23 protein-coding genes are annotated in these 18,537 nt (G+C 74.4%); 17 read left to right on the forward strand and 6 right to left on the reverse strand.

From position 1 onward, the window contains the following. Positions 1–21: 21 nt before the first annotated feature. Genes ABZ881_RS04265 through ABZ881_RS04275 form a run of 3 tightly spaced genes read right to left on the reverse strand, consistent with a single transcriptional unit; the run spans position 22 to position 2,977 of the window. Positions 22–894 (reverse strand): ABC transporter ATP-binding protein, encoded by an 873-nt coding sequence (locus ABZ881_RS04265; protein WP_344019115.1) that lies wholly within the window; start codon positions 892–894, stop codon positions 22–24. Then, positions 891–1,985, reverse strand: coding sequence for an iron chelate uptake ABC transporter family permease subunit (locus ABZ881_RS04270; RefSeq protein ID WP_358481714.1), 1,095 nt, complete (start codon positions 1,983–1,985; stop codon positions 891–893). Before ABZ881_RS04270 ends, ABZ881_RS04265 begins: the two co-directional genes overlap by 4 nt. Further along, complete coding sequence (locus ABZ881_RS04275) at positions 1,982–2,977, reverse strand: iron chelate uptake ABC transporter family permease subunit (protein ID WP_358481716.1); 996 nt, start codon at positions 2,975–2,977, stop codon at positions 1,982–1,984. The genes ABZ881_RS04270 and ABZ881_RS04275 overlap by 4 nt, the downstream gene beginning before the upstream one ends. 201 nt (positions 2,978–3,178) lie before the next feature. Here ABZ881_RS04275 and ABZ881_RS04280 point away from each other — a divergent pair, with 201 nt between their 5' ends. From ABZ881_RS04280 to ABZ881_RS04355, 16 genes are all read left to right on the forward strand, one after another. After that, positions 3,179–3,865 carry a dihydrofolate reductase family protein gene (locus tag ABZ881_RS04280; RefSeq protein WP_358481717.1) on the forward strand — a complete coding sequence of 229 codons (687 nt, stop codon included), beginning with the start codon at positions 3,179–3,181 and terminating at the stop codon, positions 3,863–3,865. Between the two features lie 101 nt (positions 3,866–3,966). After that, positions 3,967–4,446 (forward strand): Asp23/Gls24 family envelope stress response protein, encoded by a 480-nt coding sequence (locus ABZ881_RS04285; RefSeq protein WP_358481719.1) that lies wholly within the window; start codon positions 3,967–3,969, stop codon positions 4,444–4,446. A 5-nt stretch (positions 4,447–4,451) separates the two neighbouring features. Then, complete coding sequence (locus ABZ881_RS04290) at positions 4,452–4,871, forward strand: hypothetical protein (RefSeq protein WP_358481720.1); 420 nt, start codon at positions 4,452–4,454, stop codon at positions 4,869–4,871. A gap of 20 nt (positions 4,872–4,891) precedes the next feature. Next, positions 4,892–5,230 carry a hypothetical protein gene (locus ABZ881_RS04295; protein WP_358481723.1) on the forward strand — a complete coding sequence of 113 codons (339 nt, stop codon included), beginning with the start codon at positions 4,892–4,894 and terminating at the stop codon, positions 5,228–5,230. Positions 5,231–5,285: 55 nt separating this feature from the next. Continuing rightward, positions 5,286–5,465 (forward strand): hypothetical protein, encoded by a 180-nt coding sequence (locus tag ABZ881_RS04300; protein WP_344019100.1) that lies wholly within the window; start codon positions 5,286–5,288, stop codon positions 5,463–5,465. Positions 5,466–5,472: 7 nt separating this feature from the next. Beyond that, entirely contained in the window at positions 5,473–5,847 is a 375-nt protein-coding gene (locus ABZ881_RS04305) for an Asp23/Gls24 family envelope stress response protein (protein WP_358481725.1), read from the forward strand. A 37-nt stretch (positions 5,848–5,884) separates the two neighbouring features. Continuing rightward, positions 5,885–6,439, forward strand: coding sequence for a DUF6286 domain-containing protein (locus tag ABZ881_RS04310; RefSeq protein WP_344019095.1), 555 nt, complete (start codon positions 5,885–5,887; stop codon positions 6,437–6,439). Further along, positions 6,439–7,188, forward strand: a complete 750-nt coding sequence (locus ABZ881_RS04315; protein ID WP_358481727.1) for an alkaline shock response membrane anchor protein AmaP — start codon at positions 6,439–6,441, stop codon at positions 7,186–7,188. Before ABZ881_RS04310 ends, ABZ881_RS04315 begins: the two co-directional genes overlap by 1 nt. Before the next feature lie 70 nt (positions 7,189–7,258). Then, the gene (locus ABZ881_RS04320; protein WP_358481728.1) at positions 7,259–8,011 is read left to right on the forward strand and encodes an SDR family NAD(P)-dependent oxidoreductase; all 753 of its coding nucleotides are present in this window, start codon (positions 7,259–7,261) and stop codon (positions 8,009–8,011) included. 118 nt (positions 8,012–8,129) lie between these two features. Beyond that, a complete protein-coding gene (locus ABZ881_RS04325) occupies positions 8,130–9,698 on the forward strand; it encodes an alpha/beta hydrolase (protein ID WP_358481729.1) in 1,569 nt (522 codons plus the stop codon). A gap of 399 nt (positions 9,699–10,097) precedes the next feature. Then, a complete protein-coding gene (locus ABZ881_RS04330) occupies positions 10,098–10,781 on the forward strand; it encodes an ABC transporter permease (RefSeq protein WP_358481730.1) in 684 nt (227 codons plus the stop codon). A gap of 13 nt (positions 10,782–10,794) precedes the next feature. Then, positions 10,795–11,847: an ABC transporter ATP-binding protein gene (locus ABZ881_RS04335; protein WP_358481731.1), complete on the forward strand. Its 1,053-nt coding sequence runs from the start codon at positions 10,795–10,797 to the stop codon at positions 11,845–11,847. After that, the gene (locus tag ABZ881_RS04340) at positions 11,844–12,638 is read left to right on the forward strand and encodes an ABC transporter permease (RefSeq protein ID WP_358481732.1); all 795 of its coding nucleotides are present in this window, start codon (positions 11,844–11,846) and stop codon (positions 12,636–12,638) included. Before ABZ881_RS04335 ends, ABZ881_RS04340 begins: the two co-directional genes overlap by 4 nt. Positions 12,639–12,742: 104 nt before the next feature. Continuing rightward, positions 12,743–13,675: a glycine betaine ABC transporter substrate-binding protein gene (locus tag ABZ881_RS04345; protein ID WP_358481733.1), complete on the forward strand. Its 933-nt coding sequence runs from the start codon at positions 12,743–12,745 to the stop codon at positions 13,673–13,675. Positions 13,676–13,863: 188 nt separating this feature from the next. Then, positions 13,864–14,838 (forward strand): glycine betaine ABC transporter substrate-binding protein, encoded by a 975-nt coding sequence (locus ABZ881_RS04350; protein ID WP_358482096.1) that lies wholly within the window; start codon positions 13,864–13,866, stop codon positions 14,836–14,838. Between the two features lie 14 nt (positions 14,839–14,852). Further along, entirely contained in the window at positions 14,853–15,812 is a 960-nt protein-coding gene (locus ABZ881_RS04355; RefSeq protein WP_358481735.1) for an ATP-dependent DNA ligase, read from the forward strand. 3 nt (positions 15,813–15,815) lie between these two features. On the opposite strand, the gene ABZ881_RS04360 is transcribed toward ABZ881_RS04355, so the two are convergent. Next, positions 15,816–15,995 (reverse strand): hypothetical protein, encoded by a 180-nt coding sequence (locus ABZ881_RS04360; RefSeq protein ID WP_344019076.1) that lies wholly within the window; start codon positions 15,993–15,995, stop codon positions 15,816–15,818. 63 nt (positions 15,996–16,058) lie between these two features. Beyond that, positions 16,059–16,850: a hypothetical protein gene (locus ABZ881_RS04365; RefSeq protein WP_358481736.1), complete on the reverse strand. Its 792-nt coding sequence runs from the start codon at positions 16,848–16,850 to the stop codon at positions 16,059–16,061. Positions 16,851–16,906: 56 nt separating this feature from the next. Between ABZ881_RS04365 and ABZ881_RS04370 the strand changes: the two genes are divergently transcribed. Further along, entirely contained in the window at positions 16,907–17,521 is a 615-nt protein-coding gene (locus ABZ881_RS04370; RefSeq protein WP_358481737.1) for a hypothetical protein, read from the forward strand. 102 nt (positions 17,522–17,623) lie between these two features. On the opposite strand, the gene ABZ881_RS04375 is transcribed toward ABZ881_RS04370, so the two are convergent. Then, complete coding sequence (locus tag ABZ881_RS04375; protein WP_358481738.1) at positions 17,624–18,316, reverse strand: YceI family protein; 693 nt, start codon at positions 18,314–18,316, stop codon at positions 17,624–17,626. Between the last annotated feature and the right edge of the window lie 221 nt (positions 18,317–18,537).

Here is an 18,537-nt window from a genome sequence, read left to right on the forward strand (position 1 = left end):
TGCTGACGGCAGGGGTGGTCCTCAGCCCTGCGCCACCGGGCCCGGTGCGTGCAGCGACGGACCGGCGTCCGGCACCACCAGCGGCGTCCCGGTGACCGGGTCCGGCAGCACCCGGGCGCGCAGGCCGAACACCTCGGCGAGCAGCTCCTCGGTGACCACCTCGGCGGGGGTCCCGGTGGCGACGATCCGGCCGTCCTTCATCGCGATCAGCCGGTCGGCGTAGCGGGCGGCCAGGTTCAGGTCGTGCAGCACCATGACGACGGTGCGGCCGGCCTCCGACTGCAGCCTGCGGACCAGCTCCAGCACGTCGACCTGGTGCGCCAGGTCGAGGAAGGTGGTCGGCTCGTCGAGCAGCAGCAGGTCGGTCTCCTGGGCCAGCGCCATCGAGATCCAGGCCCGCTGCCGCTGCCCGCCGGAGAGCTCGTCCACCGGCCGGTCGGCGAGATCGGACAGTCCGGTCCAGGCGAGCGAGTCCGCGACGGCGCGCTCGTCGTCGCCGGACCACTGGCGGTACCACGCCTGGTGCGGGTGCCGCCCGCGCGCCACCAGGTCGCCGACGGTCAGCCCCTCCGGTGCCAGCGGCGACTGCGGCAGCACGCCGAGCACCCGGGCGACCTCCTTGGTGGGGGTCCGGTCGATCCGCCTGCCGTCCAGCAGCACCTGGCCGGACCGGGTCGGCAGCAGTCGGCCCAGCGCGCGCAGCACGGTGGACTTGCCGCAGCCGTTCGGGCCGATCACGGTCGTGACCCGGCCGGGCAGCACGTCGAGATCGAGGTTCTCGACGATCGTGCGGTCGCCGTAGCCGAGCTCCACGCCCTCGGCCCGCAGCCGCACGACGTCGGGATCGACCGGGTCACCCCCGGTGGTGGTCCGAGCCTCGAGATGCGCGGTCATGCGCGGGCCTCCTGACGGGAGCGGGCGAGCAGGTACAGCAGGTAGGGCGCGCCGAGCACCGCGGTCACGATGCCGACCGGGAGCTCGATCGAACCGAGCGCGGTGCGTGCGATCAGGTCGGCGAGCACGGTGAGCGCGGCGCCGAGCATCATCGACACCGCGATCGGCGGGCTCCCGACCCGGCAGATCCGCCGGGCGATCTGCGGGCAGACCAGCGCGACGAAGGCGATCGGCCCGGCGGCCGCGGTCGCCACCGACGCGAGCCCGACCGAGACGAGCAGCAGCCCGGTGCGCGCGCCGTTGACCCGGATGCCCAGGCCGCGGGCGGTGTCGTCGTCGAACCGCAGGCCGCCGAGCAGGTGCGCCAGGATCAGCGCGGCCGGGACCAGCACCGCCATCGCGATGGACAGCGGCACCACCTCGTTCCAGCTGCGGGCGTTCAGGCTGCCGTTGAGCCAGACCTGGGCCTGCGCGGCCTGGTAGATCTGGGCGACCGTGAGCAGCCACTGCACCGCCGCGACCAGCACCGCCTGGATGCCGATCCCGATCAGCACCAGCCGGAAGCCCTGGATGCCGCGCCGCCAGGCCAGCACGTAGACGACCAGCGAGCTGGTCAGCCCGCCGGCCAGCGCGGCCAGCGGGATGCCGAGCGAGGCGAACATCCCGCCGACGCCGACCGCGCCACCGCCCAGCACGATCACGAACACCGCGGCCGCACTCGCCCCCCACTGCACGCCGATGATGTCCGGGCTGGCCAGCGGGTTGCGGGCGATCGACTGCAGGATCGCGCCGGACACCGCGAGCGCGCCCCCGACCAGCGCGCCGACCAGGGTGCGCGGCAGCCGTAGCTCCAGCACCACCAGCTGCTGGCCGGCATCGCCGGCGCCGAACAGGGTGGCCAGCACGTCGGTGATCGCGATCGGGTAGTCGCCGCGGCCCATGTTCGCCGCGGCCGCGAGCAGCAGCACCGCCGCGCACACCAGCAGCACGACGAGCGGGCGGACCCGCAGCACGCCGGAGAACCGGCCGTAGCGGATCGGGCGCCGGCCGGGCACCGCGGGCGCCGGGCGGGACTCGGTCGTGGCGCTCACACCGCCCCCAGCTTCCGGCGGCGCACCAGCGCGATGAAGAACGGCCCGCCGATCAGCGCAACCACGATGCCGACCTGCAGCTCACCGGGCCGGGCGACCACCCGGCCGACGACGTCGGCGAGCAGCAGCAGCACCGCACCGGCCAGCGCCGAGGCGGGCAGCAGCCAGCGGTGGTCCGGTCCGGTGAAGGCGCGCACCACGTGCGGCACGATCAGGCCGAGGAACACGATCGGCCCGCAGGCCGCGGTCGCGGCACCGGCGAGCAGGGTGATCGCGACGACGCCGACGATCCGGGTCCGGCGCACCGAGTGCCCCAGCGAGGTGGCGACGTCGTCGCCCAGCGAGAGCGCGTTCAGCGCGGGCGCGCTGGCCAGCGCCAGGATCGCGCCGGCCACGATGAACCACACCACCTGCCCGCCGACGGCAGCGTCCCGCCCGGCGAGCGAACCGACGCTCCAGAACCGGTAGGCGTCCAGGCTGGTCTCGTCGAGCAGCACGATCGACGACGTCAGCGCGCTGAGCAGGAAGGTCACCGCGGCCCCGGAGAGGGCGAGGGTGACCGGGGTGGCCCCGCCGGGCGCCCGGGTGCCGATCACGAACACCACCACGCTGGCCACCAGCGCACCGACGAAGGCGAACCAGACGTAGCCGAACAGTGAGGTGACCCCGAAGACGTAGATGCCGACCACCACGAAGAAGGCGGCACCGGCGTTCACCCCGAGCAGGCCGGGATCGCCGAGCGGGTTGCGGGTGAAGCCCTGCACCAGCGCACCGGCCAGGCCGAGCGCCATCCCGACCAGCACCCCGAGAGCGGTCCGCGGGATCCGCAGCGCGCGCACCACCACGTCGTTCTCGGTGCCGGTGGGGGCGACCAGCGCCGAGACCACCTCGCTCAGCGGGATGACCTTGGTGCCGATCGCGATGCTGGCCAGCACGGCGGCCAGCACCGCCGCCGTCAGGCCGGCGAGGCCGATCAGCCGTCTGCGCCGCAACGAGCGCTTCGGTGGCGCCGGAGGCCCCGTCGGACGGGATCGGACGCGGATCGCGTTCACCTGGCTGCGGTCTCCCTGCGCGTGGTTGCGGTGCGCACCCGTCTGGCGCGGCTCCGCTCACCATAAGTGAGCCTGACCTACGACAGAACACCCCGTGGGCCACGTCCTGATCACGCCGCGGGCACCCGGCATGCTCACGACGTGCAGCGACACCGGAACGGCCAACGGGTCACCGCGATCATGGTCACCTCGCTGGACGGCGCGGTCGCCGCGGGCGGGCGCGGTTCGCAGGGGCTGAGCACCCCGGCCGATCGCGAGCTGTTCCGCTCGGTGCGCCGGGCCGCCGACGTCGTGCTGGTCGGCGCGGGCACCGCACGGGACGAGAACTACCGGGGCGTGCGTCCGCGCCGGCCCGGCCCGGACGGCGCCGATCCCGGGCCACCCCCGCCGGTCGCCGTGGTCACCGGGTCGGCCGCGCTCGATCCGGCGGCACCGCTGTTCACCGACACCCGCACGGCGCCGATCGTGCTCACCACCGCGGCCGCGCCCGCGGCCCGGCGGGCCGCGCTGGCGGCGGCCGGTGCCGACGTCGTCGCGCTGGCCGATCTCGCGCCCGGCACGCTGCTGGCCGAGCTGGGCAGGCGCGGCCTGCGCGAGGTGCTGTGCGAGGGCGGCCCCACGCTGCTCGGCGCGCTGGTCGCCGCGGACGCGATCGACGAGCTGCGGCTCACCCTGGTGCCGGTGCTCGCCGGCGGCCCGGCCGGCCGGATCGCCGGCGGCCCGGACGCCGTCCCGCTGCGCCGGATGGAGCCGGTCGGGCAGCTCGCCGCGCCCGACGGGACCCTGCTGCTGCACTACCGGAGGGCCACACGTCCGCCGAACGAGTGAAGTCCCGTGAGGGCCGTCGCGCGTTGGGCATCACACGAGGGACCGCAGGACGAGTCGGCGGCCCGGGCCACGCCCGGGGCCGCCGCGAGAGGAGCACCACGATGACCTCCAGCAGCCCCGCCACCACCTCCGGCGCGAGCCCGGCGAAGATCGGCGACGACACCACCCAGGGCAAGACCTCGATCGCCGCGTCGGTCGTGCAGAAGATCGCCGGGATCGCCGCCCGCGAGGTCTCCGGCGTGCACTCGATGGGCAGCGGCGCGTCCCGCGCGTTCGGCGCCCTGCGCGAGCGCATCCCGGGCGGCAGCGCCACCGGCGCGTCGAACGTCGCCGGGGTCGCCGTCGAGGTCGGCGAGAAGCAGGCGGCGGTCGACCTCGATCTCGTCGTGGAGTACGGCGTCGCCATCTCCGAGCTGTCGAAGGCGGTCCGCCGCAACGTGATCGGCGCCGTCGAGCGGATGACCGGGCTGGAGGTCATCGAGGTCAACATCTCGGTGAACGACATCCACCTCGCCGGTGACGACGACGCCGACGCCCCCGCCGACCGCGCGCCCGCGCCGACCGGCCGCGTCGTGGAGTGACGACGGTGCCCGAGTCCCCCGACTCTCCCGCGGCCGTGGTCACCGGCCGTCCGGCCCCGGCCGCCGGTGCGGCCGGGCCCGCTGCCGACCCGGAGCCGGCCGCGCTGGCCGAGCTGGTCGCCGAGGCGGTCGCCGCGCATCCCTCGGTCGTCCGGCTGGACGGCGGGATCTTCGGCGCCGTCGCGACCTGGCTGCCGGGCCGGCGACTGGTCGGGGTGCACGTCGGCGGACCGGGCGAGCCGGTGGAGATCGGCGTGGTGCTGCACCTCGACCGGCCGATCCCGGATACCGTCGCGGCACTGCGCCGGACCGTCACACCGCTGGTCGGTGCGACGCCGGTCGACGTCACGGTGTCCGACGTCGTCCCGCTGGGCCCGATCGGCCCCGGTGCCGGCGGCGCCGGAGACCCGGCAGGCGCCCGATGACCCGCGGCACGGAGGTACGGATGGACGCTCGGGACGGCCGGGCCGGGCTCACGCCCGAGCAGCGCGCGGCGTACCGGTCGTTCGTCCGCACCCACCATCCCGACCGCGGCGGCGATCCCGAGGTGTTCCGGGCCGGCCTGGCCCGGTACCGGGCGCTGGCCGCCGGGCACGACCCGGACGCGGGCGCCGGGGCCCGGTCCCACGACCGGTACGACGACCGGCGCTACGACGCGCCGATCGAGATCGTCCCCGACCTGCCGCTGCCGACCCGGGTGCTGGTCGCGCTGATCCGCACCGTGCGCCGCCGCACACATCCCCGGGTCGACCGGCCCGGCCGGACCGACCGAAGCGAGCCCTGATCCCCGGCACCGGCGCCGGTCACACGGCACGGGTGCCCGTCTCGGAGGAAACGACATGAACGCCACCCAGACCGGCCTGCTGGCAGGTCTCCTGCTCGGCGTCGCCGGCTCCACCGCCGGATTCCTGGCCTTCGTCATCACCCTCGTGCTCGGCGTCATCGGCCTGCTGGCCGGGCGCGTGCTCGACGGTGAGCTCGACATCAGCGGCGTGTTCGGCCGCGGCCGCGACCGGTGACCGCACCGTGACCGAGCTGCCCGAGCCGGACGACCGCGGCTCGCTCGACATCGACCCGGCGGTCCTCAAGAAGATCGTCGAGTACGCCGCCGACACCGCACCGGCGACCCGGCACCGCGCCCGCACCGTGGCCGGGCTGGGGATGGGCGAGTCCGGGCCGAGCGCCCGGATCACCACCCGCTCCGCCGAGGAGATCGACGTCCGGCTGCGGCTGACGCTGGTCTACCCCGGCCCGGTCCGGGCGGCCGTCGCCGAGGTGCGCGAGCGGGTCGCCGCCGACCTGCGCCGGATGACCGGACGCCGGCTGCGCGGGTTCACCGTCGAGGTGGACGCGCTGCAGGCCGACCGGGCCGCCGGGCCCGAGACCACCCGGGTCCGCTGACCCGCCCTCCCCGACCCAGAAAGGCAGGTGGCACACCGTGCGTGTCCTGCTCCGCGTGCTCGCGCCCCTGGTCAGCCTGGCGCTCGCCGGGCTCGGCGCGCTGGTCGTCACCGAGGTCGTGGCGGCCTGGGTGAGCCCCGGGACCGGCTCCGGCCTGCTCGTCCCGTGGCGGGACTGGCGCGGCACCGCCGAGAACACCCTCTGGACCGCGCAGCCGGTGCTGTGGATCGCGGTCGCCGCGATCGTCGCCGGCGTGCTGCTGCTGGTCATCGGGCTGCTGGCCCGCCGGCACGACGTCGCGCTCGACTCGCCGTCGCCGGGCCTGACCGTCGCGACCGCGCCGCGGGTGCTGGCCCGCCTGGTCGGCAGCCGGGTCCGCGCACTGGACCCGGTCACCGCCGCCTCGGTCACCGCGTCGGCCCGCTCGGTCGTCGTCCGGGCCCGCGGGCGCGGCGAGACCGGCGCGCTGCGCGACGAGGCCCGCACCGCCGCCTCCGGCGTGCTCGACGCGCTGCCGCTCACCCGCCGTCCCCGGCTCACGGTGCGCGCCACCGCCGAGACGCCGGGCTCGACCCGCTCGGGAGTGCACTGATGACGACCGACACCACCCCGGCCGCCCCGGCCGGCGGCACCGACGACGGCGGAACCGACGCCGATCGCCCCCACTCCGGTGGCCCGCAGCCCTCGGCCGGCGGCCGCACCGTCGCCCCCGCCGACCCGCGCCGGGCGGCCAGGGCGGCCCGGCGGGCGCAGTACCGCTCGGCCGGCGGCGCCCGCTGGGGGCTGACCCTGCTCGGCGTCGTGCTGCTGGCCGCCGGCGTGCTCACCGTGCTGCTGGTGACCGGCGTGTTCGGGCAGAACCGCCCGCAGCGCCCGTTGCTCGATCCGCTGATCAGCGAGTTCCTCGTCGCGCACGGTACGGCGGCCCGGGTGGCCGCGATCGTCGCCGGGATCGTGCTGTTCGTGCTCGGCCTGCTCTGGGCGGCCCGCGGGCTGCGCCCGGAGCCGCGGCCCGACCTGGTGCTGGACGCCGGATCCGGCTCCGAGATCCGGATCGACTCGGCCGCCGCCGCGGACGCGCTCGCCGAGGGCGCCGCCGCGCTGCCCGGCGTCACCCGGGCCCGCGCCCGGATGGTCGGCCGGGCGTCGGCGCCCGCGGTGCGGGCCACCGTGTGGGTGGAGGAGGACGTCGCCGACACCGGCGTCGCCGAGATCTGCCGCCGGCTCGACAGCGAGGTGCTCCCGCAGGTGCGCGACTCGCTCGGCTTCCCGGACCTGCCGGTGGCGGTCCGCCTCGAGCTGGACTCCGGCCCCCGGGACCGGGGCCCGCGGGTCGCTTGAGACACCCCGTCGCACCAGTGTGATCCGCCTCATGGCGGACCGGCGCGCCGGGCGCCGTACGGTCGGCGGCATGGGTGCTCTGCTGGACGGCAAGAAGGCTCTCGTCACCGGCGCCGGGAGCGGGATCGGGGCCGCCGTGGCCCGCAGGCTGGTGGCCGACGGCGCATCGGTGTACGCGGTGGACCGCGATCCGGACCGGATCGCCGCACTGGCCGCCGACACCCCCCTGATCACGCCGCTGACCTGCGACCTGTCCGATCTCGACGCGGTCGAGGAGCTCCCCGCCGACGCCGACGTGCTGGTCAACAACGCCGGCCGCCAGCACGTCTCCCGGCTCGAGGAGTTCGATCCGGAGATCTTCTCGGCGATCCTGCGGCTGATGCTCGAGTCGCCGTTCCGGCTGATCCGCCGGTCGCTGCCGCACATGTACGCCCGGGGCTGGGGCCGGGTCGTGAACATCTCCAGCGCGCACGGGCTGCGCGCCTCGCCGTACAAGTCGGCCTACGTGTCGGCCAAGCACGGCCTGGAGGGGCTGTCCAAGGTGACCGCCCTGGAGGGCGCCGAGCACGGCGTCACCAGCAACTGCATCAACCCGGCCTACGTGCGGACCCCGCTGGTCGAGGCGCAGATCACCGACCAGGCCCGCACCCACGGCATCTCCGAGGACGAGGTGATCGAGAAGATCATGCTCACCCCGGTCGCGGTGAAGCGGCTGATCGAGCCCGCCGAGACCGCCGAGCTGGCCGCCGTGCTGTGGGGCCCGGCCTCGGCGTCGATCACCGGTGGCTCGCTCACCCAGGACGGCGGCTGGACCGCGCGCTGATCCGCCGGTCTCACCCGGTCCTCACCGGGCCGCGGGCACACTGGTGCACCGGCGGGACGACGAGCGGGGGATCACGGTGCGGCAGCGGTGCGGAGGCACCCCCGTCGGGGTGCCGGTGGTGCTGCTGGTCCTGACGCTGTGCGGGGCGCTGCTCGCCGGCTGCGCGGTCGGGCCGTCGCAGCGGCCACCGGTCGCGGTGCGCGGCGAGCTGCTGCCCGCCGCTCCCCCGCCCACCGCCGCCGGGCCCGCGGCCGATCCGGAGGCGCTGCCCGAGATCGAGGAGGTCCGCGGCGGACCGGCGTTCACCGACTGCACCGCCGACGTGCTGGCCGGCCTCGCCGCCGCCGGGACGCCGGTGCCGCCGGACCGGGAGCTGGCGGTCGGCTGCGGCCGGCTCACCGTGCCCGCCGATCGGAGCCGGCCCGATCTGGGCCCGGCCCGGCTCGGCCTGACCAGGGTCACCACGCCGGGCGCGCCGGCCGACCTGCCCGCACTCGTGGTGCTCGGCGACACCGGGACCGACGGCTCGGCGCGGGCCGCCGCGGCGGTCGCCGCCCGGATGCCCGCCGAGGTACTGGCGACCTACCAGGTGGTCGGCATGGACCGCCGCGGCGCGGGCGAGGACCTGCTGGACTGCGCGCCGATCGACGCCCGTGCCGCGCTGCTCGACGCCGCACCGGACCGCTGGGACGAGCCTGCGATGTCGGCGTTGCTCGACCGGTCCCGGTCGATCGTGCAGGACTGCTACCTGCTGCTGTCCGGCACGCTGACCAGTTACCGGGCCACCTCCACCGCCGACGACCTGGAGTCGCTACGCAGCGCGCTCGGCCCGGCCCGGCTGAACCTGCTCGGCATCGGCGACGGCGCGGACGCGGCCGCCGGCTGGGTCGCCCGGCATCCCGGCGCGGTCGGCCGGGTCGTACTGGACGGCCCCGGCGATCCCACCCTCGACGACCCGGCGCGCACCGAGGCGGCCACCGCCGCCGCCGAGGCCGCGTTCGACGCCTTCGCCACCGCCTGTGCGGCGGGCCCGGACTGCCCGCTCGGGCCGGACCCGCGGGCCACCGTGACCGGGCTGCTGGACCGGCTGGGGCGCACCGCGCTCCCGGTGGGCGACGGCGACGCGGTCACCGCCGGGGCCACCGTCCGGGCCGTCCGGTCGGTGCTGGCCCAGCCGGCGCGCTGGCCGGAGCTGCAGGCCGCACTGGCCGCCGCGGACGGCGGCGACGCGGCCGGGCTGGTCCGGCTGCTGGCGCCGCTGGGCGGGCCGCAGGGCCGGTTCGACGCGGCGCTGGCGACCCGGTGCAACGACAGCCGGGTCCGGGTCACCCCCGGCGAGGCGGCCGACCTGGCCGGGGACTGGTCGGAGCGCTTCCCGCTGTTCGGCAGCGCCGCGGCGCAGCAGCTGGTGTCCTGCGGGCCGTGGCCCTCCGGCGGACCGGTGCCGCCGTCCGCGCCGCAGGGCGGCGCGCCGCCGCCGGTGCTGGTGCTCGGGACCGCGCACGACCCGCGGACCGCGCAGAGCGGCGCCGAACGCACCGCCGAGCAGCTCGGCGACGGCCGGGTGGTCCGTTGGCAGGGTGCCGGGACCGGCGCCTACGGGCGCACCCCGTGCGTGACCGCCGCGGTCGATCGGGCACTCGTCGACGGGCGGGCACCGGCCGAGCCCGTCGTCTGTCCGCCGTAACCGCTTGCGGCCGACGGTGTACACGGAGTCACCACCGGTGCGACCGAACCGACACCGAAGGTCACGATTCCGTATCCAGCTGTTTCCGCGCCGGTTGCGCGAGCCACCGCCGCGCGCGGCGCGACCTGCAGAAACCGTTCGGGGAATCGTTTTTCCAAACCGCCACCACGCCGTCACGGAACGGACCGTTCGACTTACCCCGGCCGTGCCCGTCCCGCTAGGCTCCGTTCGGCGACAGGGTCACCGCAGGTCGTACCGGATCGCCGGGGGGCGCGCGGCCGAAGGCCGGCACGTCGTTCGGGAGGGTGTAACGCCGGTGGCACCAGTCGCCGAGTGGCGCAGAAGGACCGATCAGCCTGAGCCGCTCGGCGGGCACGGGATCCGGGCGGAAGGAGCACGGTGGATTTCTTCACCTATGTCGCGACACAGCTGAACCAGTTGGTGTTCTACGGCCAGCAGCACTTTCTGCTGGTCGGCATTGCAGTCGGAATCGCCGCCCTCATCTCGCTCGCGGCCGGGACCCTGCTGCACACGAACCGGCTCACCCCGGACTCGTGGAGCAAGCCGGTGCGGATGGGCACCCGGGAGGGATTGCTGATCGCCAGCTCGGCGGCACTCACCATTCCGTCGCTGGCCCTGTTCGGCATGCTGCAGCCGATCCTGGGCCTGGGCGCGACGCCGTCGCTGGTCGCGCTGACGATCTACGCGACCTACCCGATCCTGCGCAACGTGGTCGCCGGCCTCTCCTCGGTCGACGACGCGGTGCTCGAGTCCGCCCGCGGGATGGGGATGGGCCCGGTCCGCCGGATGCTGACCATCCAGCTCCCGCTGGCCTGGCCGGTGATCCTGTCCGGGATCCGGGTGGCCGTGCTCATCATCATCGGCATCGCCGTCGTCGCGGGGGCCATCAACGGCCCGGGCTTCGGCTCGTCGCTCCTGCTGGGCCTGCAGCGGCTCGGATCGGTCAACTCGTTCAACCAGGTTCTGGCGGCCACGCTCGGCTGCCTCGTCGTGGCTGCCGTCTACGAGCTCGTGTTCTGGTTCGTGCAGCGCTTCACCACCCCGAGGGGGATCCGTGTCTGATTCCGGCAAAACCATGATCGCCCTCGAAGGCATCAGCAAGACCTACCCGAAGGCCACCGCACCCGCGGTCCAGGAGCTCAACCTGGAGGTGCCCGAGGGCACCATCTCGATGTTCATCGGCCCGTCCGGCTGCGGCAAGACGACCACGCTCAAGATGATGAACCGGCTGATCGAACCCTCCACCGGCCGGATCATGCTCGACGGCGACGACGTCACCGAGGTCAACGCCGACGAGCTGCGCCGCCGGATCGGCTACGTCATCCAGCAGGTCGGCCTGTTCCCGCACTTCACCATCGGCGACAACATCGCCGTCGTGCCGCGGATCCTCGGCTGGGACAAGAACCGCATCTCGGCCCGGGTCGACGAGCTGCTGCACCTGGTCGGCATGGAGCCCAAGGACTACCGGGACCGGTACCCGCGCCAGCTCTCCGGCGGTCAGCAGCAGCGGGTCGGGGTCGCCCGCGGCCTCGCCGCCGATCCGTCGGTGATGCTGATGGACGAACCCTTCGGCGCGATCGACCCGATCACCCGCGAGCGCATCCAGGACGAGTTCCTCGAGCTGCAGCAGCAGATCGCCAAGACGATCTGCTTCGTCACCCACGACCTCACCGAGGCGGTCAAGCTGGGCGACCGGATCGCCGTCTTCGGCCCCGGCGGGACGCTCCAGCAGTACGACACCCCGGACATGATCCTCACCCACCCGGCCAACGAGTTCGTCGCCGAGTTCGTCGGATCGGGCGCCGCCGTGCGCCGGCTGTCGCTGCTCGAGCTGTCCCGGCTGGAGCTGCAGACCGTCGGGCTCGACGGGACCGCCGAGCGCAACGGCTCCCCTACCTACGAGGCCGACGCCGAGGGCCGCCCGGTCCGCTGGGCCTACCTCCCCGGCACCGAGGTGCTCCCGCAGCTGGTCACGGTGCCGCACTCGGGCACCGTCTACGACGCCGTCGACGTGATGCTGGACTCGCAGACCGAGCTGGTCGCCGTCGTCGACGACCAGCAGAAGCTGCAGGGCGCGCTCTGGTGGCGCGACCTCGTCGAGGGCCTCAAGACGAAGGCGGCGTCGTGAGCGCCCCGGCCCCCGAGGTCGCCACCGGCTCCGTCGAGGGGGAGGACGTCCCCCGCCGGGAACGCCGCAGGCTCGACAAGACGCTGATCGTCAACCCGCTGATCGCGGTGTTCGGCCTGGCCCTGGTCTTCGGCTACGCGGCGGCGACCGGCCTCGACGAGGTCGAGCGCTCGGTGATCAACCCGCAGGCGCTGGGCACCCGGCTCTGGGAGCACCTGGTCCTCACCGGGCTGTCCACCCTGGTCGTGATCGTGATCGCGATCCCGGCCGGGATCGCGATCAGCCGCCCGGCCGCCCGCCGGATCCAGCGGCCGGTGCTCGCCTTCACCGGCTTCATGCAGGCGCTGCCCGCCTTCGGTGTGATCGTGCTGCTCGCGTTCTCCCCGCTCGGGCTCGGCCTGACCACCGCCGTCGTCGCGCTCGCGCTGGCGGCGCTGCTGCCGGTGCTGACCAACACCGTCGTCGGGCTGCAGCAGGTCGACCGGGCGCTGATCGAGGCGGCCCGCGGGATCGGGATGTCCGCCCGGCAGACCCTGCTCCGGGTCGAGCTGCCGCTGGCCACGCCGGTGATGGTGGCCGGTGTCCGGGTCGCGCTGGTGCTCAACGTCGGCACCGCGGCGCTGGCCACCTTCATCGGCGCCGGCGGTCTCGGCGAGCCGATCAAGGGCATGCTCGAGCTCGGCCGGCCCACCGGGACCCTGATCGCGGCCGCGATCGTGGCCGCGCTCGCCCTGATCGTCGACTGGCTGGCCGGACTGGCCGAGTACCTGGTCGGCCGCTCCGCCGGCTGAGCCACCCTGATCTCCCCCGACGTTCCGTGCCGTTCGCAGTACCGCACTTCCTGGAGGACACCTTGAGATTCGGACGACGATCCCGGCGCATCGCGTGGACGGCCATGGCGGCCGTCACCGCGGTGGCGCTCGCCGGCTGTGGCGGCCTCGACGCCAGCGGCCCCTCGGCCTCCGGCGGCTCGCTCGCCGAGGCCGGCAACCTCGAGGGCGTCGACTACATCGTCGGCGGCAAGAACTTCGACGAGCAGCTGGTGCTCTGCGAGATCACGGTCGCCGCCCTGGAGTCGGTCGGCGGCAACGTCACCCCGCGCTGCAACCTCGGCGGCACCGACGTCGCGCGGCAGGCACTGCTCTCCGGTGACATCAACATCTACTGGGACTACACCGGCACCGCGTGGGCGTCGTTCTTCCAGGAGACCGAGCGCATCCCCGACGACAACGAGCTCTACCGCCTGGTCGCCGAGCGCGACCTGCAGGAGAACCAGCTCGTCTGGCTGGACAAGGCGGACTTCAACAACACCTACGCCTTCGCCGTCAACGGCGACCGGGCCCGCGAGGAGAACCTGGTCACGCTCTCCGACATGGCCGCCTACATCCGGGAGGGCAAGCCCGGCACGGTGTGCGTCGAGACCGAGTACAACTCGCGTGACGACGGTCTGCGCGGGCTGCAGCAGGCCTACGACTTCCAGGTGCCCGCCGACCGGCTGCAGGTGCTCGCCACCGGCGCCATCTACCAGGCCACCCAGAACGGCGACTGCACCTTCGGCCTGGTGTTCACCACCGACGGCCGGATCCCGGGCCTCGGCCTGACCGTGCTCGAGGACAACGAGCGGTACCACGTCACCTACAACGCGGCGCCGATCGTCCGCGAGGAGACCTACACCCAGAACGAGGCGATCCGTCAGGTGATGGCGCCGATCTCGACCGCGCTGGACTACGAGACCATGCTGCGGCTCAACGGCGAGGTTTCGTCCGAGGGTCGTGACGCCCGCGAGGTGGCACGCACCTGGCTGACCGAGGAGGGCTTCACCGGCTGACCGGTCCACCGGTTCGAACGCGGCCCCGCACAACCCCGTCCGCGGGTGGTGTGCGGGGCCGCGTCCTGTTCGCCGGGTTTGCGTCCGGCCGGTGCCGGAACCGGTGGCGCGGCGGTGTTGCACGGCGGGGCGTTCCGTGATCGGCTGACCCGCAACATACCTGCGACCTGGGACGACGCCGCGTGAGGATGCATCCGGACCGATCCCCCCGGCGGGCCGCGATGCTCGGCGCGATGCTGTCCGTCGTCGCCCTCGTGGCGGGCGGATGCGCGGGACTGGCCGGCAGCGGTCCGCGGGCGGCCTCCGGCTCGCTCGCCGAGGCCGTCGACCTGACCGGTCAGACCTACGTCGTCGGCTCGAAGAACTTCGACGAGCAGATCGTGCTCTGCCAGATCTCCGTCGCCGCGCTGGAGTCGGTCGGCGCGACCGTGACCGACCGCTGCAACGTCGGCGGTTCCGACGTGACCCGGCAGGCGCTGCTCTCCGGCGACATCTCGCTGTACTGGGAGTACACCGGCACGGCGTGGGCGTCGTTCCTGCAGGAGACCCGCAAGCTGCCCGACGACGAGGTGCTGCGCGAGCTGCGCACCCGCGACCTGGCGGAGAACGGTGTGGTCTGGCTGGACCGGGCCGGTTTCGACAACACCTACGCGTTCGTCGTCGACGGCGCCGAGGCCACCCGGCTCGGCCTGCGCACGATCAGCGACATGGCGGCCTACATCCGGTCCGGCCAGCCCGGCACGGTCTGTGTGGAGACCGAGTACCACTCCCGGGCCGACGGGCTGCGCGGCCTGCAGCAGGCCTACGACGTCGAAGTCCCCCGGGAGCGGATCTCCGTCCTGGAGCAGGGCCTGATCTTCCAGTCGACCGCCGACGGGGTGTGCCTGTTCGGCGAGGTCGCCGCCACCGACGGCCGCATCCCCGGCCTCGGGCTCACCGTGCTGGAGGACGACCGCGGCTACCACATCACCTACAGCGCGGTCCCCACGATCCGCCAGGACGTGTTCGACCGCGCGCCCCAGGTGGCCGAGGTGTTCGCGCCGATCGCCGCGGCGCTGGACCAGCGCACCGTCCAGGAGCTCAACGGCCAGGTCTCGGCCGACGGGCGGGACGCCCGCGAGGTCGCCAGGGACTGGCTCGCCGAGCGCGGCTTCATCGGCTGAGGGAGGATCCCGCGATGGCCCGCCGGCAGGTGCAGGAGGTCCGCGACGGGGTCGAGCTGACCAGCCTGGACGATCCGGTGTTCGACGGCGCCGGAGTCACCAAGCGGGAGCTGCTCGACCATCTCGACGCGGTCGCGGACCGGATGCTGCCCGCGCTCGCCGACCGCCCGCTGTCGGTGGTCCGGGCCCGGCCCGGGCAGCGGCCGTTCATGCAGAAGAACCTCCCGCGCGGGGCGCCGGACTGGATCCCGACGCTGCCGGTGTGGGCGGAGAGCTCGCAGCGCACCGTGCACTACCCGGTGTGCGCCGACCGCCGGACCCTGCTGTGGTTCGGCAACCAGCGGGCGATCGAGTTCCACCCGACCCTGCTGCGCACCGGCGCGACCGGCGCCGACGAGCTCGTGATCGACCTCGATCCGCCGCCGGACGGCGCGTTCGCCGCGGTCGTCGCCGCCGCCCGGCTGGTCCGGGCGGCGCTGCACGAGCTCGGGCTCGACGCCGTCGTCAAGACCAGCGGGGCGAAGGGACTGCACCTGGTCGTGCCGCTGTCGGCACCGCTCGGCGTCGACGACGCGTTCGCCGCGACCCGCGCGCTGTGTGCCCGGGCGGAGGCCCGCGGGCCGGACGTCGCGACGACCGCCTTCATCCGGGACGACCGCGGCGGCCGGGTGTTCCTGGACCCGACCCGTGCCGGCTGGGCGACCCTGGTCGCCGTCTACAGCCCGCGCGCCCGGCCCGGTCTCCCGGTCTCCTTCCCGGTGCCCTGGGACGCCCTCGACGGCCTCTCCCCCACCGACGTCACGCTGCGCACCGCCGCCGGGCTGCTCGGCGACACCGACCCCTGGCGGACGCTGCGCCCGGCGCCCGCGCTGCTGCCCGAGGTCCTGCTCGACGAGGGCCGGGCCATCCCGGTCCCCCGGGTGCAGGCCATGCACGAGGGGAAGCGCCGCAAGCGGGCCGGGGGACAGGGCTGACGCTCAGCGCGCCCGCCGGTAGATCCACCGGTCCGGGTCGTGGTGCGGGCCGATCAGGTCGTAATCGGCCGGCTCGCCGCCCGGGTCGGTCAGCTCGATCGTCCGAGGCGGGCGGCCCGAGGGCTCCGGGTCGATGCGCACGAGCTCACCGGCGTAGGGGCCGTCGTCCAGGAACGCGTACACGAGCGGTGATTCTGCCACCGCGCGCGCACGCATCCGGCTCGCCGCCGCAGTACCCGCCGGGTGTCAGTCCGCGGAGCCCGTCCGGGTCACGCTGGTGATCGCGAGGGTCGGCACGGTCGTCGAGCCGCCCATCGTGTTGGTGTAGGTGTACGCCTGCCCGACGACCACCTCGGCACGGAACAGGTCGCCCTGGACCAGATCCGCGACCGCGCCCCGTCCTCCGGTGAGCAGCGTGTTGGTCTGATAGTCGTACCACTGACCCTGCCGGACCCCGTCGACGTTGGCGCGGAAAGTGTCCAGCCCCGTGCCGGAGTCGAACTGGGTGATGTGTCCGTGCACGACGATGCTCTCGCCGAAATGGGAGCCCGGTTCCCGGGCGATCTTCTGCCAGTCCCGGGACGAGATCTCGCGGGCCGGCGCGGGCGGCGGCGGAGCGACGGTCGTGGTCGGCGGAGGTGTCGTGCGGGTCGTCGTCCGTATCGGCGCCGGCGTGGGAGACGTCCGGGTGTCGGATGATGCGGTTGCCGTCCCACCGCTCCCGACCGCCGACATCACGGCGACCACGAGCGCGGCGACGAGGACGGCGGTGACAGCGCTGCTCGCCGCCACCCACTGCCACAGCGGGCGCTCCCGCCGTGCTCCGGCCGGCCGGTTCGCCTGCGGTACGTACTCGTCGCCTTCCGGCGGGGGCGGGATGATGTTCACGCCGGGCATGTCCGGTGGGCGACCCGGAGTCGTTACCTGCTCGGCGGGCTCCGACCTGCGGATAGTCAGAACTGATGAGGATCGGCCACCTGGCGCAACATGCCCGTGGACATCTCCGACAACCGGATGTGCCCAGCCGTCAGCGTCCACCGTCGCCGTCGTACCCGCCGCCGTTGCGCCGTGGACGGTCGCCGTACGAACCTGGGGTGCCGCGGCGCAGGACGAGGCTCGCGACGTGGGCGCTGGGGCTCTCCGGCTGCGCGGTCCTGATCGGCCCGGTGCTGGGGTTCGGCCCGTTCACGGTGTCGGTGTGGTTGATCGCGACCGTCCTCGCCGCGGTGGCGCTGCGCCGGGCACAGTCCGGTCGGAGCGCCGGACGGGGCACCGCCGTCGTGGCGCTGGTGCTGAGTGGCGTCGCCTTCCTGGCGATGATCATCGGCTCGTCCGACTGGTCGGTCGCTCCCGGCGGGAAGGGCGCACTCGTCGTCGCACCGGAGGCGCCACGAGAGGTCACCGTCGCGGAGTGGAACGCGATCGTCCGCGATCCCGACTCGCACGCCGGGGAACGGATCGTCGTCCACGGGACCGTGCGTCAGGCCGATGCGAACACCGGAACCGAACTCGTACTGCTCTCTGCCGGACCGGTGCCGGCCGCGTCGTTCGACCATCCGACCACGCTCGCGCTGCGCGGAGACGTCCTCGCCCTGTCCGAGGGGGACACGGTGCACGCCGAGATCGAGATCAACGGGCTGCTCGCCTACGACACGACGCTCGGCGGATCCGACTCAGCGGTCGACGCCGACCTCCTGACACTCCGCTGACCCGGCACGGACGGCCCGGACAGCCACTCGTCGAGATGCGGCTCAGCGCGAATTGTCGATCTCCACGGAGCGCTGAGCCGCATCTCGACGGTCCTGTGCCGTTCAGGCGGGTTCGAACCGCAGGGCGAACCCCACGATGGCCCGGTCGGCGACCGAGATCCCGCCGACCGACGGGCGGGGGATCCCGTGGTCGGCCAGCGCGACCGGGACCTCGCCGGAGACGGTGACCTCGGAGGCCCCCCGGCCGACGGTCAGATCGACGGTGACCGGCCTGGTCACCCCGCGCAGCGTCAGCTCGCCGCGCGCCGGGACGGTGAACTCGGACCCGACGGCGGGACTGCCGGGCAGCTCCACCGGCCCGGTCAGCGCGAACGTGGCCGTCGGGTTGCCCGTCACGTCCATCAGGTTGTCCCGGAACTGGCGGTCCCGGCGCGGGTTGTCGGTGGCGACCGAGGCCATGTCCACCTCGACCCGGCCGGTCCGCACCGCGGTGCCCTCGATCTCGATCTCCCCGTCGACCTCGCCGGTCCGGCCGACCGCGGTGACCTCCTGGCCGAACAGGATCTCGTCGATCCGGTACTCGGCCTCGGATCCGTCCGCGGCGCGCCAGCTGCCGTCGAGCGGGGCCTCGGGCCCGTCGGTGGCCGGCTGCAGGCGCTCGGTGGCCAGCCCGGCCGGGGCGGCCTCGGCGACGTAAGTGGTGTAGACGTACGGGACGGCGGTCACCGCGAGGACGGCGAGCAGGACCCCGCCGATGCTCCACCGGATCCAGTGCCGCCGGATGTGGCTCAGCATGTGTCGTTCCTTTCCGTCGGTCCCCTCGGACGGATCGACCCCGCGGCCGGGCGGGGGCGCACGGCCCCGGCCGCCCCGGGACGATCCGGCGGGGGAACGGACACCCGCGGGCCGCTGTTTCCGGCCGGACCGGCCGGGGCGGCGCTTCTTCCGGGCACCGGAAACGAGCACCCGCCCGGCGCGGGTCGGCGTGCACGACAGGGCCCCGGGGCACGCCACGG

The sequence above is a fragment of the Pseudonocardia sp. NPDC046786 genome, assembly GCF_040645415.1.
Classification (GTDB): Bacteria; Actinomycetota; Actinomycetes; order Mycobacteriales; family Pseudonocardiaceae; genus Pseudonocardia; species Pseudonocardia kongjuensis.